A 16,019-nucleotide genomic window follows, 5' to 3' on the forward strand; every position below is an offset into this window, starting at 1 on the left:
TGGATCTTAGGGCTGTGCGCCGACTCGCCGTTTTGTTAGCTTCTATCCTGCTGGCGAGCGCTGCGCTGGCATGGTGGTGGATGCACGCGCCTTTGGGCCTCTCGCAGGACGTGGTTGAGTTGGCGGTGGAGCCTGGCAGCAGCGCACAAGAAGTAGCCCAAGCAGTGGCCAGCCAGGGCAGCACGCCAGCTTCGCTTCTTTACTGGTGGTTTCGCCTGTCCGGCCAGTCGCGCAACATCAAGGCGGGCAACTATGAGCTGGGCAGCGGCACCACGCCACGCTCGCTGTTGCAAAAGCTGGTGCGCGGCGAGCAATCGCTGCGCAGCGTCACCCTCCTGGAGGGCTGGACGTTTGCCCAAATGCGGGACGCACTGCGCCAAGCCGACGGTCTGCAGCCCCTGACCGCGGGTTGGAGCGCCGAGGCGATCATGGAGCGAGTCGGCAAGCCCGGTGTGCCCGCCGAGGGGTGGTTTTTCCCGGACACTTACACCTACTCGAAAGGCGCCACCGATCTGTCGGTGCTGGTGCGCGCCATGCACGCGATGGAAAAGAAGCTGGCCCTGGCATGGGCACAACGCCAGCCCGGCATTGCGGTGAACAGCCCCGAACAGGCACTGGTGCTGGCCAGCATCATCGAAAAGGAAACGGGTTTGGAGCGTGACCGCGCCATGGTGGCCTCGGTGTTTCACAACCGGCTGCGCATCGGCATGCGTCTACAAACCGACCCGACGGTGATCTATGGCATGGGAGCGCAATTTGACGGCAACTTGCGCCGCGTAGATCTGCTTACCGACACGCCATGGAACACCTACACCCGTTCGGGTTTGCCGCCTACACCGATCGCCGCTCCGAGCAAGGCGGCACTTTTGGCGGCGGTGCAGCCACAGGCGTCCAACGCGCTTTACTTCGTGGCCCGCGGCGACGGCAGTAGCGAGTTCAGCGCGACCTTGGATGCCCACAATCGGGCGGTCAACCGCTATCAGCGCAAGCAACAAGCGCGCGCGGATTAACTAGAGACGACACATGGCGGGCATATTCATCAGCTTTGAAGGCATCGACGGCGCGGGCAAGTCGACCCACATCGAGCGGCTGGCCCGCTGTTTTGCTGCGCAGGGTAGGGCAGTCACATTGAGTCGCGAACCCGGTGGCACCGATCTGGCGGAGCGCTTACGCAGCATGCTGCTCAATGACCCCATGGACCCGATCACTGAGGCCTTGCTTGCCTTTGCAGCCCGCCGCGATCACCTGACCCAAGTCATCGTGCCCGCATTGCAGCGCGGTGAGGTGGTGTTGTGCGACCGCTTTACCGACGCTACCTTCGCTTACCAGGGTGGCGGACGGGGCGTGGACTGGGACATGCTCCAGACTTTGGAGCGCTGGGTGCAATCCGCTGGGCCTCTGGTGCAGCCCGACTTGACGCTGTGGTTTGACTTGCCAACATCGGTGGCGGCCGGGCGTCTGCTTGGCGCACGGGTACCTGACAAATTTGAGTCGCAACCCGAGGCGTTTTTTGATGCCGTATCGCAAGGCTATGCGCGCCGCTGCGCCGAGGGCGCCGGGCGCTTTGCACGGATCGATGCCGACCAGGCCGCCGATCGGGTCTGGGATGGCGTCTTGGACGCCGTGCGCCGCAGGGGATTTCTGACGTGAGCAGCGCCGTCCAGAACTCTACCAACCCTGCGTGGATTGCACAGCAGACGGAGCAACTGCTGCGCCAGTCCGGGCATGCTTGGCTGCTGCAAGGCCCCTCCGGATTGGGCCAGTACCGTCTAGCACTGGCTTTGGCGCAAGCGTTCCTGTGCGAGTCGGTCACGCCGCAAGGTGCTTGCGGTCAGTGTGCCAGTTGCCATGCAGTGGACGTTCGAACCCACGCAGACCTATGTGTTCTGATGCCGGAAACGGCGCTGTTGGCGCTGGCTTGGCCGCTGCCTGAGAAAGCTCAGACCGAAATTGACGAGAAAAAGCGCAAGCCGAGTCAAGAGATTCGCGTTGAAGCTATGCGCGATGCCATTGGATTTTCACAGCGCACCAGCGCGCGCGGGCGTGGCAAGGTGGTGCTGATTTTTCCGGCAGAAAAGATGAATCCAGTGACCTCCAACGCGCTGCTGAAGACGCTGGAGGAGCCGCCAGGCGATGTGAGGTTCTTGTTAGCTACCGAGTCGGCACATCAACTTTTGCCTACCATCCGTAGTCGATGCCTGAGCCACACGATGGCATGGCCCAGCCAAGCGCAGGCGTTGCAGTGGTTGGAACAGTGTGGCGTGCAGTCTGGTGACGCCATTACTTTGCTGCGCGCAGCCGGCGGACGTCCGGAAGATGCGATGGATCTGCTGACCTTGGATGGTGCGGCGCAAAAGTGGGCTGGATTTCCGGCAGCCATCGCGCGAGGTGACACCGAGTTCGTGCGCGACTGGCCTGTTCGCCGGCTAATTGACGGGTTGCAAAAGTTGTGTCACGACCTGTGTGCCTGCCAGGTCGGAGCCCCCTCGCGGTTTTTTGAATCCGATTGCCTGCGTGCGTTGGGGCGGCCAAGGCTTGCGGCCCTGACCGGTTGGAGTGCGCAATTGGCACGTGCTCGTCGGACTATGGAACATCCTTGGAACGGCGGATTGATGCAAGAGGCGCTTGTGGCGTGCGCGCAATCCACCCTAAACTCCGCCCACAAATAAAGGTCCCATGAGCGCAACTCCCACCACCCCCCGCCCCAGTGTGATCCAGCTCTCCATCAAGGAGAAGGCGGCCTTGTATGCCGCCTACATCCCCGCCTTTGCTGACGGGGGGGTGTTCATACCGACCTCCAGGGAGTACGCATTGGGGGACGATATCTACGTCCTCTTGTCCTTGCCCGACGACCCACAGCGCTACCCGGTGGCCGGCAAAGTCGCTTGGGTCACGCCTGCTAAGTCGGCTGGTGGACGCACCCAGGGCGTTGGCATCATGTTCCCAAACGACGAAAAGACGCGCGCTTTGCGAATCAAGATCGAAGAGATATTGGGCGCGCTGTTGGCTTCTGAGCGACCAACCCAGACCATCTGAGTGTTTACCGACTCACATTGCCACCTAAGCTTCCCCGAGCTTGCCGATGCCATTGGGCCCATACGTCGTTTGATGGACGAGGCACAGGTGTCGCGCGCGCTGTGCGTATGCACTGCTTTAGAAGAGTTCGAAATCGTCCACCAATTGGCTCTGAGCTACGACAACTTCTGGGCCAGCGCGGGGGTGCACCCGGACAACGAGAATGTGCAGGAGCCCGTGCTTGAGGATTTACTTCGACTCGGTGGGCTCCCCAAAGTGGTTGCCGTCGGAGAGACTGGGCTGGACTACTACCGCCTCAACGGCCGCACGCTGCAGGAGATGGAATGGCAGCGTGAGCGCTTTCGGGTACATATACGCGCGGCGCAGCAACTGCGCAAACCCCTCATCATCCACACCCGCAGCGCCTCATCCGACACGTTGCGCATCTTGCGTGAGGAGGGCGAGGACGGTCGCAGCGGCTCCGCTGGCGGGGTGTTCCACTGCTTTACCGAGACCATGGAGGTTGCTAGGGCTGCGCTCGACTTGGGTTTTTATATCTCGTTTTCGGGCATCGTGACCTTCAAGTCCGCACAAGACATACGCGATGTGCTAGCCATGGTGCCCCTTGACCGCCTATTGATTGAGACAGACAGCCCTTACTTGTCACCGGTGCCGTTTCGGGGCAAGACCAACAATCCTTCCATGGTGCCTTGGGTTGCTAAGCAGGTGGCCCAGACAAAAGGCATCGCATTGCAGACGGTGGCTGAAGTTACGAGCGATAATTTCAGCACTCTATTTCGCGAGGTTGTTAGCTAATGTATTTCATTAAAAAAGTTCTTTTGAGCGTTGTTTTTATTGGTTTTTCTTCGGCTCATGCAGGGTCGTACGAAGATTTTTTCAAGGCGATCAGGACAGACGACCCTGCGGTTATCACCGATCTGCTGAACCGTGGCTTTGACCCCAATACGGTCAATCCCGAGGGGCAATACGCTTTGGGCTTGGCGGTTCGCCTGGGCTCACTCAAGGCAGTGCAGGTGCTGTTGTCTGCACCTGATATCAAGGTGGAAACCCGCACTCTGCAGGACGAGAGCGCGTTGATGTTCGCCGCGCTCAAGGGCTACCTCGACTTGTGCAAGCAGCTTATCGCGCGCGACGCTGATGTTTACAAGCCCGGGTGGGCACCCTTGCACTATGCCGCTGCCAACGGCCATGTGGATGTGATTAACCTGTTGCTAGAGCATTATGCGTACCCCGACGCGGAGTCGCCCAACCTGACTACGCCGCTGATGATGGCGGCGCTCTACGGGAACCCGGAGTCGGTTAAGGCGCTGCTTGACGGCGGTGCAGACCCCACGCTCAAAAACAGCCTGGGTTTGACTGCATTGAACTTCGCGCAGCAAGGTGGCCAGGCAGACTCAATCGAACTGATTGCAGCCGCATTGCGCGGCATCCGCCCCAAAGGCACTTGGTGAGCTCATACCGCGGCCGTTTGTGCGCCAACATTGCTGATCGGCCGTGTTCTCAGCGCGCTTTGCGACTGGGGTTCCTAGTCGGGATGCCCTTAGTACTTTATACGATGTATATTATGTTAATAAAATACATATCGTGAAGGTACTGCTAAGTCCAAGTCTGCTTCTGCTTCTATCACCCCGTCTCAACGCGACCAACACGCGGTGAATGGTCGCGAAACGTTACTGGATCTTGAAGGCCACTGTTGGAGCAGTTGCGTCGGAAAAAGAGGCGCCGAAAGCCAGTTCGCCTTCACCGTGCAGCACACACTCATCTCTGCGCAGCAAAACCTCCGAACTGGTGGAGTCTGAGAACCGTACCGCACTGCCGTAGCTGCTTAGGTCCACCAGTAGCACGCTTCCGTTGCGCCACTCGAGGCGCGCATGAATGCGGGACACACGTGGGTCGTTGACCATGAAATCCACGTTGCGTACACGGCCAATGTGGATGGGTAGTTCGTACGAACTAAACACCTTGGATGTGCCGTTCCAAGTCAAAGCAATGTCGCGCGCTGCGGCCTCGCCATCGCCTGTCGACAGCAAAGGGTCGATGCTGCCCTGCATGGTCAAGAACTCGGACGCTTCACCCTCATGCCATTCGATCTGGTACACGGTGCAAGGCTCTGCGCGGCCCCGTATGCTGATGGGTCCCAATATGCGGAAGGTCACACCATGGTCCTCTGCTACACCCGCCAGAGATGCGGCATTAGCCCAAATCTGGTTGGGTCCGGACAAGTCACACAACCGGGCGGCAACATTCACGGCATCGCCGTAGCAGTCACCCGAAACCATTTCCACATCGCCGCTGGCCACGCCAATGCGCACCGGAAGGGCCGCCTCTTTGGGGCCTTTGACCATGGTTGCGGTGTGGAGCCGCTGCATCTCGACTACGGCGGTAATGGCGCTTTGGCCGTTTGGGAAAAGCGCCAAAACGCCATCCCCCAATGTTTTTACAACGCGGCCCCCCTGGGCAATCACCTGCAGCGCAATCCAATCTGTAATTTGGGTGATGGTCTCGGTGGCGCGTGCATTGCCCAGCGCCTCGAATACGCCGGTGCTGCCATGCAAGTCGGTAAACACCACGGTCGCGTGTACGCCCATCCATCGGTCCCTCTGATTTGTATTGCGGATAGTTTAGGGCATTCGCTTTACCGCAATCAAACCACGTGTCCCCAGGCCACGAGCACGTCTCGCCCTTCTACCGCGAGGTCCACTTTCGCTCCTACAGGTAAGAGAACCTTGGTCTGGACATGGCCGTAGGGCAGCTGGGTCAGGACTGGTACATGCAGGCGGTCTTGCAGCCAGCGCACCACGGACTTCATGGTGAAGCCCCTGTCGTGCGCGCCCAAGCTGTAGCCGGTGAACTGTCCCAACAACAGGGCCTTTTGCTGGCCCAGCACGCCAGCATGGAGCAGCTGGGCCAGCAAGCGTTCGATTCGGTACGGATGCTCATGGATGTCCTCCAGGAAGAGCACGCCAGCCTTTACCTTGGGAAAAAACGGTGTACCAAGGAGAGAACACAGCACGCTGAGATTGCCACCCCAAAGCATGGCGTTTTCGACGAAATAGGGTTCGACCGATGCACCCAAGGGTTGCCGCCAACCAACCCCCTCCCCTTGTCCGGACAGCATCTCATCAAAACACGCCTCCATGATTTCGTCGGGCTCGGGCTGTGCGCCAAACCCCTCGCACAGCGCGGGGCCTGCCCAGGTCATGCTCTTGGTCTTCGCCAACAACGCCGCCTGTAAGGCGGTGAAGTCGCTGATGCCAACAAACTGCGTTCCTTGGGAAATCGACTTGGCGATCGCCTTGTAGTCGAGTTGGTCAAGAATGCGGGTAAGCCCGTAGCCACCGCGTGAGATGAGTGCGACATCGGCGCCACTGGCCGCGGCACGGTGGATAGCCTCAATGCGACAGGCATCATCGCCCGCAAAGCGGGTGCTGCTGCGCAGTGCATCCGGATCGATTTCCACCTTGTGCCCCATGGCTTCTAGCCGCTTGACGCCACGCTTGAACGCCGCCTTGTCGCGCACGGCGCCGGAGGGGGAATAGATGTAGATGTGTTTTGCCACCGGCGGATTATCCGCTGTGAAAAACCGCCAATGCGGCCTCCGCTACTGCTTGCCCATGCTCCTGCACAAAGTGCCCGGCCTCAGTCATCACCATGGGCTCGGGGCAACCGCGCACGGTACGGCGCAAGCCTTGCATGACCTCGTGCCCAAACACCGGGTCTTGCGCGCCCACCGCCATCAGTGTTCGGCCCAGCCATTGCGTGGACCAGAAGCGAGCGGCCTCGCGTGACACCGCAGCACCTGGTGAAGCTGGGTGCTGCGGCACCAAGCGCGGAAAGGCACGCAGCGCTGCACGGTGGCCTGAATCGGGGAACGGCGCCTCATAGGCGGCGCACTCAGCGGCAGACAGATGGGGGTTGCCGCGTCCGAACAAGCGGCCCACGCCATAAGTTGGCTTGCGCTCGCACATCGAGCGCCAATCCAGAAAACCTGGGGGCAAAGGCACCTCACCCGTCGCCAGCCAGGTGTTCATCACCAACAACCCGCAGTAGCGCTGCGGTGCGGCCATCGGCAGGGTGAGCCCAAGCAGACCGCCCCAGTCTTGCACCACCAAGACCACACGCTCCAAGGCAAGCTTTTCAACGAAGTCCAGGAGGTAGCTGCGGTGCAATTCGAAGCTGTGAAAATCCTCGCGCTTGGGCTTGTCGCTTTTGCCAAAGCCAATCAGGTCGGGCGCCACCACCCGGTGGCCGGCACGCGTCCAGATCGGAATCATCTTGCGGTACAGGTAGCTCCAACCGGGGTTGCCGTGCAGGCACAAGAAGGTCAGCGGCGCGCCGTTATCGCCTTCATCAAGGAAATGCAGGCGCAGGCCAGCAATCTGCGCCAGATCGGTGCGGTAATGCGGTTCCCAGGGGTAGGCTGGCAGTGAATCAAAGCGGGCCTCGGATGTGCGCAACGCATCCTCGCGCACGCCCACTTTCTCGCCGGCCTTTTGCTCCCGCAATCCCGCAAAGAAGTTGCGCAAAACCGAAGCGCATGCATCGGCGAGAACACCGCCCTGTACCGCTGTGTGGTGGTTGAGCTGGGTGTTAGAAAACACATTGATCACCGATCCTGCAGCGCCCGTTTTGGGGTCGGGCGCACCGTAGACCAAGCGGTCCAGCCGCGCGTGCAGAACTGCGCCAGAACACATGGCACAGGGTTCCAAGGTCACGTACAGGGTGCAACCATCGAGTCGGTGGCTGCCCAGCGTCCTTGCAGCCGCGCGCAGCGCCACTACCTCGGCGTGTCCAGTGGGATCGGTATCCGAGACGCTGGTGTTGTGCCCGACACCGACCACCACTCCATCTTTGACCACCACCGCGCCCACCGGAACTTCGCCACAGCGCAATGCCTCCTGCGCTTGGCCTAGCGCCAGCAGCATGAACTGGTGGTCGGCCCCGTTCACCGAGGTGTCACTCCCACTCGATGGTGGCCGGTGGCTTGCTGCTGATGTCGTAGGTCACGCGGTTGATGCCTTTGACCTCGTTGATGATGCGCCCGGAAACCTTTTTCAGCAGCGCATAGGGCAGCTCTGCCCAATCGGCGGTCATGAAGTCGCTGGTCTGCACAGCGCGCAATGCCACCACGTAGTCGTAGGTACGCCCATCGCCCATAACTCCCACGCTTTTGACGGGCAAGAACACGGCAAACGCTTGGCTGGTGCGCTCATACCAACTCTGGCCATTGTCAGCCTCGACGTGGGCCCGGAGCTCTTCGATAAAAATGGCATCCGCTCGGCGCAGCAAGTCGGCGTATTCCTTTTTGACCTCGCCCAAAATGCGCACCCCCAGGCCCGGTCCGGGGAATGGATGCCGATACACCATGTCGTGCGGTAGGCCCAGTGCCACGCCGAGTTCACGCACCTCGTCCTTAAAAAGGTCCCGCAGCGGCTCCAAGAGCTTGAGCCCGAGTTGCTCGGGCAGGCCGCCCACATTGTGGTGGCTCTTGATGGTGACCGCCTTCTTGGTCTTGGCGCCGCCGGACTCAATGACGTCAGGGTAAATCGTGCCCTGGGCCAGCCATGCCACATGCCGCGCTTGGTCGCTCTTAAGCTTGGCGGCTTCGGCTTTGAAGACTTCGACAAACTCGCGTCCTATGATTTTTCGCTTGGCCTCGGGGTCGGTGACACCGGCCAGGTGCCCCAGAAACTGCGCCTCGGCGTCTACCCGCACTACCTTGGCGTGCAGCTTGCCCACAAACATGTTCATCACGCTGTCGCCTTCATGCAAGCGTAGCAAGCCGTGGTCCACAAACACGCAGGTCAACTGGTCGCCAATGGCGCGATGAATCAAGGCAGCCGCCACCGAAGAGTCCACTCCACCCGACAAGCCCAAGATGACATCTTCCTGGCCCACTTGGGCGCGGATTTTTTCCACCGCTTCCGCGATGTAATCGCCCATCACCCAATCGGCTTTGGCACCGCAAATCTCCAACACAAAACGACGCAAAATCGCCGCGCCTTGCACGCTGTGCGTTACCTCAGGATGGAACTGCAGTGCGTAGAAACCACGGGACTCGTCGGCCATGCCGGCAATCGGGCAGCTCTCGGTGCTGGCCATGGTTTTGAAGCCGGGCGGCAGCGCCGTCACTTTGTCGCCGTGGCTCATCCAGACCTTAAGCATGCCTTGACCCGCAGGCGTGGTGTAGTCCTCAATGCCAGCGAGCAGTCGCGTGTGCCCGTGGGCGCGTACATCGGCGTGGCCGAACTCCCGCTTGTCGCTGGGTGCAACAGTGCCACCGAGTTGCACCGCCATGGTGAACATACCGTAGCAAATACCGAGCACCGGAATGCCCAAAGCGTACACCGCTTCAGGCGCCCGCAAGTCCTGCGCCTCGTAAGTGCTAGCGTGGCTGCCCGAGAGGATGACGCCTTTGAGCGAGCCATCGTGCGCATACTCGCGCAGCCAGTCGTCACTCACGTCGCAGGAGTGCACTTCGCAGTACACATGGGCTTCGCGAATGCGTCGGGCAATGAGCTGCGTGACTTGCGAGCCGAAATCAAGGATGAGGATTTTGTGGTGCATTGTGCGGCTCAGTCGGCGCGGTAGTTGGGCGCTTCTTTGGTGATTTGTACGTCGTGCACATGGCTTTCGCGGATGCCTGCCGTGGTGATTTCGACGAACTCAGACTGGTTATGCATCTCGTCAACCGTGGCGCAACCGCAGTAGCCCATGCTGGCGCGCACGCCGCCGGCCATTTGGAACACGATGGCGACCATCGAGCCTTTGTAGGGCACCCGCCCTTCAATGCCCTCGGGCACCAACTTGTCAGCATTGGGATTGCCAGTAGAGGACTCCTGAAAGTAACGGTCTGCACTGCCCTGTTGCATCGCGCCGATGCTGCCCATGCCACGGTAGCTTTTATAGCTGCGGCCCTGGAACAAAATCACCTCACCCGGAGCCTCCTCGGTGCCTGCGAACATGCCGCCCATCATGACCGAGCTGGCACCCGCGGCAATCGCTTTGGCAATGTCGCCGCTGTAGCGGATGCCGCCGTCGGCAATCAAGGGCACGCCCGTACCGCGCAGCGCCGTCGCCACGTTGTCTATCGCGGTGATCTGCGGTACACCCACACCGGCAACAATGCGGGTGGTGCAGATGGAACCCGGACCAATGCCCACCTTGACCGCGTCTGCCCCCACCTCGGCCAGCGCGCGCGCAGCCGCGCCAGTGGCAATGTTGCCGCCCACCACATCGACCTGGGGAAAGTTGTTCTTGACCCAACGCACCCGTTCGATCACGCCCTTACTGTGCCCATGCGCTGTGTCCACCACGATGGCATCGACGCCAGCTTTGACGAGCGCCTCTACGCGTTCCTCTGTGCCCTCGCCCACGCCAACCGCCGCGCCCACCCGCAATCGGCCGGACGCATCGCGCGCAGCATTGGGGAAGTTAAGCTGCTTGGTGATGTCTTTCACCGTGATCAAGCCCTTGAGTTCGAACGCATCGTTAACCACTAGTAGGCGTTCGAGTTTGTGTTTGTTGAGCAGGGCCTTGGCAGCCTCTGGGGTGGTGCCATCAGGCACGGTGACCAAGCGCTCGCGCGGCGTCATGATCTCGCGCACCGCCTGGTCGTAGCGGGTCTCAAATCGCAGATCCCGTCCTGTAACGATGCCCACTACTTTGCCGCCGTCGCACACCGGGAAACCCGAAACGCCGAGTTGCTCGGATAGGGCAATCACCTGGCGCACCGTGGTCTGCGGCGTGATCACCACAGGGTCACGCAGCAGGCCCGACTCGTAACGCTTGACCTTCAGTACCTGTGCGGCCTGCTCGGCTGGCGTGAGATTTTTGTGCACGATGCCGATGCCACCCTCCTGTGCGATTGCAATCGCCAAGCGGGCCTCAGTCACCGTGTCCATGGCAGCTGACACCAAGGGCAAGTTGAGTGCGATGCTGCGGGAAAAACGGGTGGCTAGGGAGGTGTCCTTGGGCAGGACTTGGGAGAACGCCGGCACCAACAAGACATCGTCGAAGGTGAGCGCTTTGCCGAGGAGGCGCATGTCAAAGCTCCAAAAAATCGATTGTACCCGTCACCCTTTGCACTTCGGCGTTGCGTTTCGTGACCCGCGCCAGATTGCGAACGCTAAACTGCGCGCCATGGTAAGTAAAGGGACTCTTCTCGCGTGGCTGTTCGTTTGGGTCTGCCTGCCTGTGCACGCGCAATGGCAGTGGACCGATGCGGTGGGCCGCCAGGTCTTCAGCGACCGCGCGCCGCCTCCCGATATCCCCGACAAGAACATCATCAAGCGCCCTGCCACTTCGCCACCCAAGAGCACCTTGCTGCAGACGTCGGATGGCCTTGGTCAGGGTGATGTAACGCCAACCACTGCGGGCGCTGCGGTGCCAGCAGCATTGCCTGCCGTTTCAGCGCTCGATAGAGAGCTAGAGGCCAAGCGCCAGCAAGCCGCCCAAGCGCAAGCCTCGGCCGTCAAGGCCGCGCAAGAGCGGAACCTCAAGGTCAAAATTGAGAATTGCACACGCGCCAAGCAGGCCAAGGCCACCTATGAATCCGGCGTGCGCATCGCCCGCACAAACGCAGCGGGTGAACCTGAGTACTTGGACGAGAACGCGCGCTCGGCCGAGCTCAAGCGCATACAGGGAGTTGTGGACAGCGACTGTCGATAAAGTCGCCCACAGGTCGCATGCCCATCGTGGTACGCCGATCCACAAACCCAACGCGGACAACGACCCTATAAGGTCACGTTCAGCAAAGGAACGCCGATGGCACTAAGCGCAGGGAAGCCCAGCCAGTAGAACGCGTCTGGGCTCAGTAGCCCGCTTTGGCGCCCGGCCTTCTGTTGGCAAACAGACCGGTGGACTTGCTGCCTTGGCCCCGAAAACGCTCGCGGCGGGCCACCTTGGGGTCTACCTGAAGCGGTCGGTACACCTCCACCCGGTCACCATCGCAGACCAATTGACCGGCACTGGCCTTGCGGCCCCATACGCCTAGGGTCATCCCATCCACTACAGCATCGGGTAAATCAACCAACAACTGACTAACCCGAATCGCATCGGACAGTGTGCTGCCTGAAGGCAGGTGAAGGTGTGCTTCTTGGAACTCCCGCGGCCGCTTGGAGACCACCACACTGACGCGAACGATGCTAGCCATACACCTGCTCGGCGCGTTTGACGAAAGCGTCGACCAGGCTGGCGGCGATCTTGTCGAACACCGGCCCGATGAGTTTGGCCAGCAAGCCGCTGTCGAAACCGTATTGCAGCGACAGCTCCACTTTGCACGCGCGCTGCAAACCGTCGCCGATGGCATGGAAGTTCCACTGTCCTTGTAGCTGGGAGAACGGGCCTTGCACCAACTGCAGTGCCACGCGGCTGTCGACGGTGTGGGTGTTTCGGGTGGTAAAGACCTGGCGCACGCCGCCAAAGGCAATGCCCACCTGCGCCACCATGCCCCCGGGCAAGTGCTCAATCACGCTGGCTTGATCGCACCAGGGCAAGAATTCTGGGTAGCGATCAACGTCAGTTACCAGCGAGTACATCTCGTGTGGGCTGTACCAGATGAGAACGGACTTGTTGACGGTTTTCATAGAATGCGCCTTGACGCGGGATTGTAGACAGGCCTCGTGCCACCCATTGTTTCGCTCTCTACACACCCCACCTCCTGTCCATGGCCAAGAAACCCGATACCGCAAGCCGCATCGCCGACAACAAAAAGGCGGCCTACAACTACTTTTTCGAAGAGCGGTTTGAGGCTGGCATCGTGCTGGAGGGCTGGGAGGTGAAGTCGCTGCGCGCAGGCAAAGTGCAGCTGACCGATGGCTATGTGGTGGTGCGCAACGGTGAACTGTTTGTGATCGGCTTGCAGATCAACCCGCTGCACACCGCCTCCAGCCATGTCAACCCCGACCATGTGCGCACCAAAAAGCTGCTGCTGCACAAGGAGCAAATCCAACGCCTCATCGGCAAGGTCGAGCAAAAAGGCTACACGCTCATTCCGATCAACCTGCACTGGAAATCAGGCAAGGTGAAGTGCGAAGTGGCGCTGGCCAAAGGCAAGGCCGAGCACGACAAGCGCGACACCATCAAGGACCGCGAAGGAAAGCGCGAGGTCGAACGCGCCATGAAAAGCCGCAGCCGCTAAAACGCAGCGGCTGCGCGCTGGTGGCGCTTAGGCCCGAGAGGCCTTTTTACGCTCGCTCTCAGACAGGTGGCGCTTGCGCAGGCGAATCGACTTGGGCGTGATTTCGACCAGCTCGTCGTCCTCAATGAACTCCACACCGTACTCCAGCGTGCAATCGATGGGCGGTGTGATCTTGATCGCGTCCTCCTTGCCAGACACCCGGAAGTTGGTCAATTGCTTGGTGCGGGTGGCGTTGACCACCAGGTCGTTGTCGCGGCTGTGGATGCCCACGATCATGCCTTCGTACACCGGGTCGTTTGCCTTGACGAACATGCGGCCGCGGTCGTCGAGCTTGCCCAGCGCATAGGTAAAAATCTCTCCCGCATCCATCGAGATCAGCACGCCATTCTTGCGGCCACCAATGTCCCCCTTGTGAAGCTCGTAGCGGTCAAAAATGTTGGAGATCAGGCCCGAGCCACGGGTCAGATTCAAAAACTCATTGGTAAAGCCGATCAGCCCCCGCGCCGGGATACGGTATTCCAAGCGCACGCGGCCACGGCCATCGGGTTCCATGTTCACCAGTTCGCCGCGGCGCTCGCCTAATGCTTGCATCACGCCGCCTTGGTGCTGCTCCTCGATGTCGGCGGTCACCAGCTCGATCGGTTCGTGCTTTTCGCCGTCAATTTCACGAAATACGACGCGCGGCTTGGAGACAGCTAGCTCGTAGCCCTCGCGGCGCATGTTCTCCAGCAAGATCGTCAGGTGCAGTTCGCCCCGGCCCATCACCTCGAAGATACCCTCCTCGTCGGTTTCGCGCACCCGCAGCGCCACGTTGTGCTGCAACTCTTTTTGCAGTCGATCCCAGATCTGGCGGCTGGTCACGTATTTGCCTTCGCGGCCGGCCAGCGGGCTGGTGTTGACGCAAAAATTCATCGTCAGCGTGGGCTCGTCGACCTTGAGCATGGGCAAGGGTGCCGGGCTAGCCGGATCGGTGACCGTGACGCCAATGCCTATGTCGGAAATGCCATTGATCAGCACGATCTCGCCTGGGCCGGCTTCGGTGGCCTGCACCCGCTCCAGCCCTTGAAAGGTCAGAACTTGGTTGATACGACCTTTGATGGACTTGCCATCCGGACCGTCCATCACCACCACATCCATCATGGGTTTGATCGTGCCCTGGCTGATGCGGCCCACACCGATGCGTCCTACAAAGGTAGAAAAGTCGAGCGCGGAAATCTGCAACTGCAGCGGCGCTGCCGGGTCGCCCTTTTGCGAAGGCACGTGCTGGAGCACCGTGTCGAACAGGGCCGACATGTCGGGGCCCCACTGCTCACCGGGCGCACCCTCTTGCAATGAGGACCAGCCGTTGATGCCGGAGGCGTAGACCACGGGAAAGTCGAGCTGCTCGTCGGTGGCCCCTAACTTGTCGAACAAGTCGAAGGCCGCATTGACCACGTAGTCAGGGCGCGCACCGGGCTTGTCCACCTTGTTGACCACCAAGATCGGCTTCAAGCCCAGCGCCAGCGCCTTCTTCGTGACGAAGCGGGTTTGGGGCATAGGACCTTCTTGCGCGTCGATCAAGAGCAGCACACCGTCGACCATGCTCAGTGCGCGCTCCACCTCGCCGCCAAAATCGGCGTGTCCGGGGGTGTCCACGATGTTGATGTGGGTGCCCTTCCAGCTGACGGCGCAGTTTTTGGCCAAGATTGTGATTCCACGCTCCTTTTCGATGGCGTTGTTGTCCATCACCGTATCGACCACTTTTTCGTGCTCAGCGAAGGTGCCGGATTGGCGCAAGAGCTGGTCCACCATGGTGGTTTTGCCATGGTCCACGTGGGCAATGATGGCGATGTTTCGGATTTGTTTACTGCTCATATTTCACTTTCAGACAACTAACTTTGAACCTTCAATCAGCGACATCTGCGCCTGGTACTGGCCAATCTCTAGCGGGCTGAGAAGCCGCCCTGGGATCAACTCACCCGCCTTCACATGCCCAGTACCCAACAGAGTACGCGACGCATCGGCATACACCGCTACCGCATCCGCATCTGGCCAGTCGCCGCGCCTGCGCATGCCACTCAAAAAACGTGCCGCATTGTCCGCATCCAGTGTGACAAGCGCATGCCCGGCCAACAAGCCATCGGGCGGCATCAGGCTCGCCAGGCGTTCGTCCGGCGACATCGCCTCCAACGCCTGCAGCGACACGGTCTGCGCCTCCCCAAATCCGCCGGTGCGGATGCGGCGCAACGCGCTCACGTGCGCACCACAACCCAAAGCCTCGCCGATGTCCTCGCCCAGCGTGCGGATGTACGTGCCCTTGCTGCAGTCCACCGCAATTTCTATGGTGGGCGCTGCACCCGCCAATTCGGCGCGCAGCAAGCGCAAACGGTGCACAGTGATCGCGCGCGGTGTGCGCTCCACCTCTTGGCCTGCACGCGCATATTCGTACAACGCACGCCCGTCCTTTTTCAATGCGCTGTACATGGGCGGCACCTGCGATAACGCACCAGTGAACCGCTGTAACACAGCTTCCACCTGGGTCAGCGACACCGCCACCGCCCGCTCTCGCAGCACCTCGCCCTCGGCGTCGGCAGTGCTGGTCGTGGTGCCCAAGCGCAGCTGCGCCACATAGGCTTTGTCGGCATCCAAGTGCATTTGGCTGAACTTGGTGGCAGCACCAAAGCACAGTGGCAAGACCCCAGTGGCCAGCGGATCCAAGGTGCCGGTGTGGCCGGCTTTTTCGGCCTGCAACAACCACTTCGCCTTTTGCAGCGCTTGGTTACTTGACAAGCCCAAAGGCTTGTCTAACAGCAACACCCCATGCACAGGGCGCCGCTGCACCCGTGTGCGTGGCGCGTTCATG

Annotated in this window: 17 protein-coding genes; 8 read left to right on the forward strand and 9 right to left on the reverse strand. The window is 60.7% G+C overall.

From position 1 onward, the window contains the following. Positions 1–14: 14 nt before the first annotated feature. Genes mltG through ACILRC_RS08205 form a run of 6 tightly spaced genes read left to right on the forward strand, consistent with a single transcriptional unit; the run spans position 15 to position 4,487 of the window. A complete protein-coding gene (gene mltG, locus ACILRC_RS08180) occupies positions 15–1,010 on the forward strand; it encodes an endolytic transglycosylase MltG (RefSeq protein WP_395668871.1) in 996 nt (331 codons plus the stop codon). A 13-nt stretch (positions 1,011–1,023) separates the two neighbouring features. Beyond that, the gene (gene tmk, locus ACILRC_RS08185; protein WP_395668872.1) at positions 1,024–1,650 is read left to right on the forward strand and encodes a dTMP kinase; all 627 of its coding nucleotides are present in this window, start codon (positions 1,024–1,026) and stop codon (positions 1,648–1,650) included. Beyond that, positions 1,647–2,669, forward strand: coding sequence for a DNA polymerase III subunit delta' (locus ACILRC_RS08190; protein ID WP_395668873.1), 1,023 nt, complete (start codon positions 1,647–1,649; stop codon positions 2,667–2,669). The genes tmk and ACILRC_RS08190 overlap by 4 nt, the downstream gene beginning before the upstream one ends. Positions 2,670–2,676: 7 nt before the next feature. Continuing rightward, a complete protein-coding gene (locus ACILRC_RS08195; RefSeq protein ID WP_395668874.1) occupies positions 2,677–3,036 on the forward strand; it encodes a PilZ domain-containing protein in 360 nt (119 codons plus the stop codon). Further along, the gene (locus ACILRC_RS08200; protein ID WP_395668875.1) at positions 3,037–3,831 is read left to right on the forward strand and encodes a TatD family hydrolase; all 795 of its coding nucleotides are present in this window, start codon (positions 3,037–3,039) and stop codon (positions 3,829–3,831) included. A 23-nt stretch (positions 3,832–3,854) separates the two neighbouring features. Then, positions 3,855–4,487 (forward strand): ankyrin repeat domain-containing protein, encoded by a 633-nt coding sequence (locus ACILRC_RS08205; protein ID WP_395668876.1) that lies wholly within the window; start codon positions 3,855–3,857, stop codon positions 4,485–4,487. Positions 4,488–4,706: 219 nt separating this feature from the next. On the opposite strand, the gene ACILRC_RS08210 is transcribed toward ACILRC_RS08205, so the two are convergent. From ACILRC_RS08210 to guaB, 5 genes are read right to left on the reverse strand one after another with little or no spacing between them, the layout of a single operon-like run. Next, the gene (locus ACILRC_RS08210; RefSeq protein WP_395668877.1) at positions 4,707–5,624 is read right to left on the reverse strand and encodes an adenylate/guanylate cyclase domain-containing protein; all 918 of its coding nucleotides are present in this window, start codon (positions 5,622–5,624) and stop codon (positions 4,707–4,709) included. 56 nt (positions 5,625–5,680) lie between these two features. Continuing rightward, positions 5,681–6,595, reverse strand: coding sequence for an LD-carboxypeptidase (locus ACILRC_RS08215; RefSeq protein WP_395668878.1), 915 nt, complete (start codon positions 6,593–6,595; stop codon positions 5,681–5,683). 7 nt (positions 6,596–6,602) lie between these two features. Beyond that, positions 6,603–7,985, reverse strand: coding sequence for a tRNA adenosine(34) deaminase TadA (gene tadA / locus ACILRC_RS08220; protein ID WP_395668879.1), 1,383 nt, complete (start codon positions 7,983–7,985; stop codon positions 6,603–6,605). A 7-nt stretch (positions 7,986–7,992) separates the two neighbouring features. Next, positions 7,993–9,603, reverse strand: coding sequence for a glutamine-hydrolyzing GMP synthase (guaA, locus tag ACILRC_RS08225; protein WP_395668880.1), 1,611 nt, complete (start codon positions 9,601–9,603; stop codon positions 7,993–7,995). 8 nt (positions 9,604–9,611) lie between these two features. Continuing rightward, on the reverse strand, positions 9,612–11,081 hold the full coding sequence (gene guaB / locus ACILRC_RS08230) for an IMP dehydrogenase (RefSeq protein ID WP_395668881.1): 1,470 nt from the start codon (positions 11,079–11,081) through the stop codon (positions 9,612–9,614). A 151-nt stretch (positions 11,082–11,232) separates the two neighbouring features. Between guaB and ACILRC_RS08235 the strand changes: the two genes are divergently transcribed. Then, positions 11,233–11,706 carry a DUF4124 domain-containing protein gene (locus ACILRC_RS08235; protein ID WP_395668882.1) on the forward strand — a complete coding sequence of 158 codons (474 nt, stop codon included), beginning with the start codon at positions 11,233–11,235 and terminating at the stop codon, positions 11,704–11,706. 142 nt (positions 11,707–11,848) lie between these two features. On the opposite strand, the gene ACILRC_RS08240 is transcribed toward ACILRC_RS08235, so the two are convergent. Continuing rightward, complete coding sequence (locus ACILRC_RS08240) at positions 11,849–12,190, reverse strand: RnfH family protein (protein WP_395668883.1); 342 nt, start codon at positions 12,188–12,190, stop codon at positions 11,849–11,851. Then, complete coding sequence (locus tag ACILRC_RS08245; RefSeq protein ID WP_395668884.1) at positions 12,183–12,623, reverse strand: type II toxin-antitoxin system RatA family toxin; 441 nt, start codon at positions 12,621–12,623, stop codon at positions 12,183–12,185. Before ACILRC_RS08245 ends, ACILRC_RS08240 begins: the two co-directional genes overlap by 8 nt. 80 nt (positions 12,624–12,703) lie before the next feature. Between ACILRC_RS08245 and smpB the strand changes: the two genes are divergently transcribed. Then, positions 12,704–13,177 (forward strand): SsrA-binding protein SmpB, encoded by a 474-nt coding sequence (gene smpB, locus ACILRC_RS08250; protein ID WP_395668885.1) that lies wholly within the window; start codon positions 12,704–12,706, stop codon positions 13,175–13,177. Between the two features lie 27 nt (positions 13,178–13,204). On the opposite strand, the gene typA is transcribed toward smpB, so the two are convergent. Next, positions 13,205–15,031 (reverse strand): translational GTPase TypA, encoded by a 1,827-nt coding sequence (gene typA, locus ACILRC_RS08255; protein WP_395668886.1) that lies wholly within the window; start codon positions 15,029–15,031, stop codon positions 13,205–13,207. 9 nt (positions 15,032–15,040) lie between these two features. Next, on the reverse strand, positions 15,041–16,018 hold the full coding sequence (gene truB, locus ACILRC_RS08260) for a tRNA pseudouridine(55) synthase TruB (RefSeq protein ID WP_395668887.1): 978 nt from the start codon (positions 16,016–16,018) through the stop codon (positions 15,041–15,043). Between the last annotated feature and the right edge of the window lies 1 nt (position 16,019).

The organism is Rhodoferax sp. (assembly GCF_044236835.1).
In the GTDB taxonomy this organism is placed as follows: domain Bacteria; phylum Pseudomonadota; class Gammaproteobacteria; order Burkholderiales; family Burkholderiaceae_C; genus Allorhodoferax.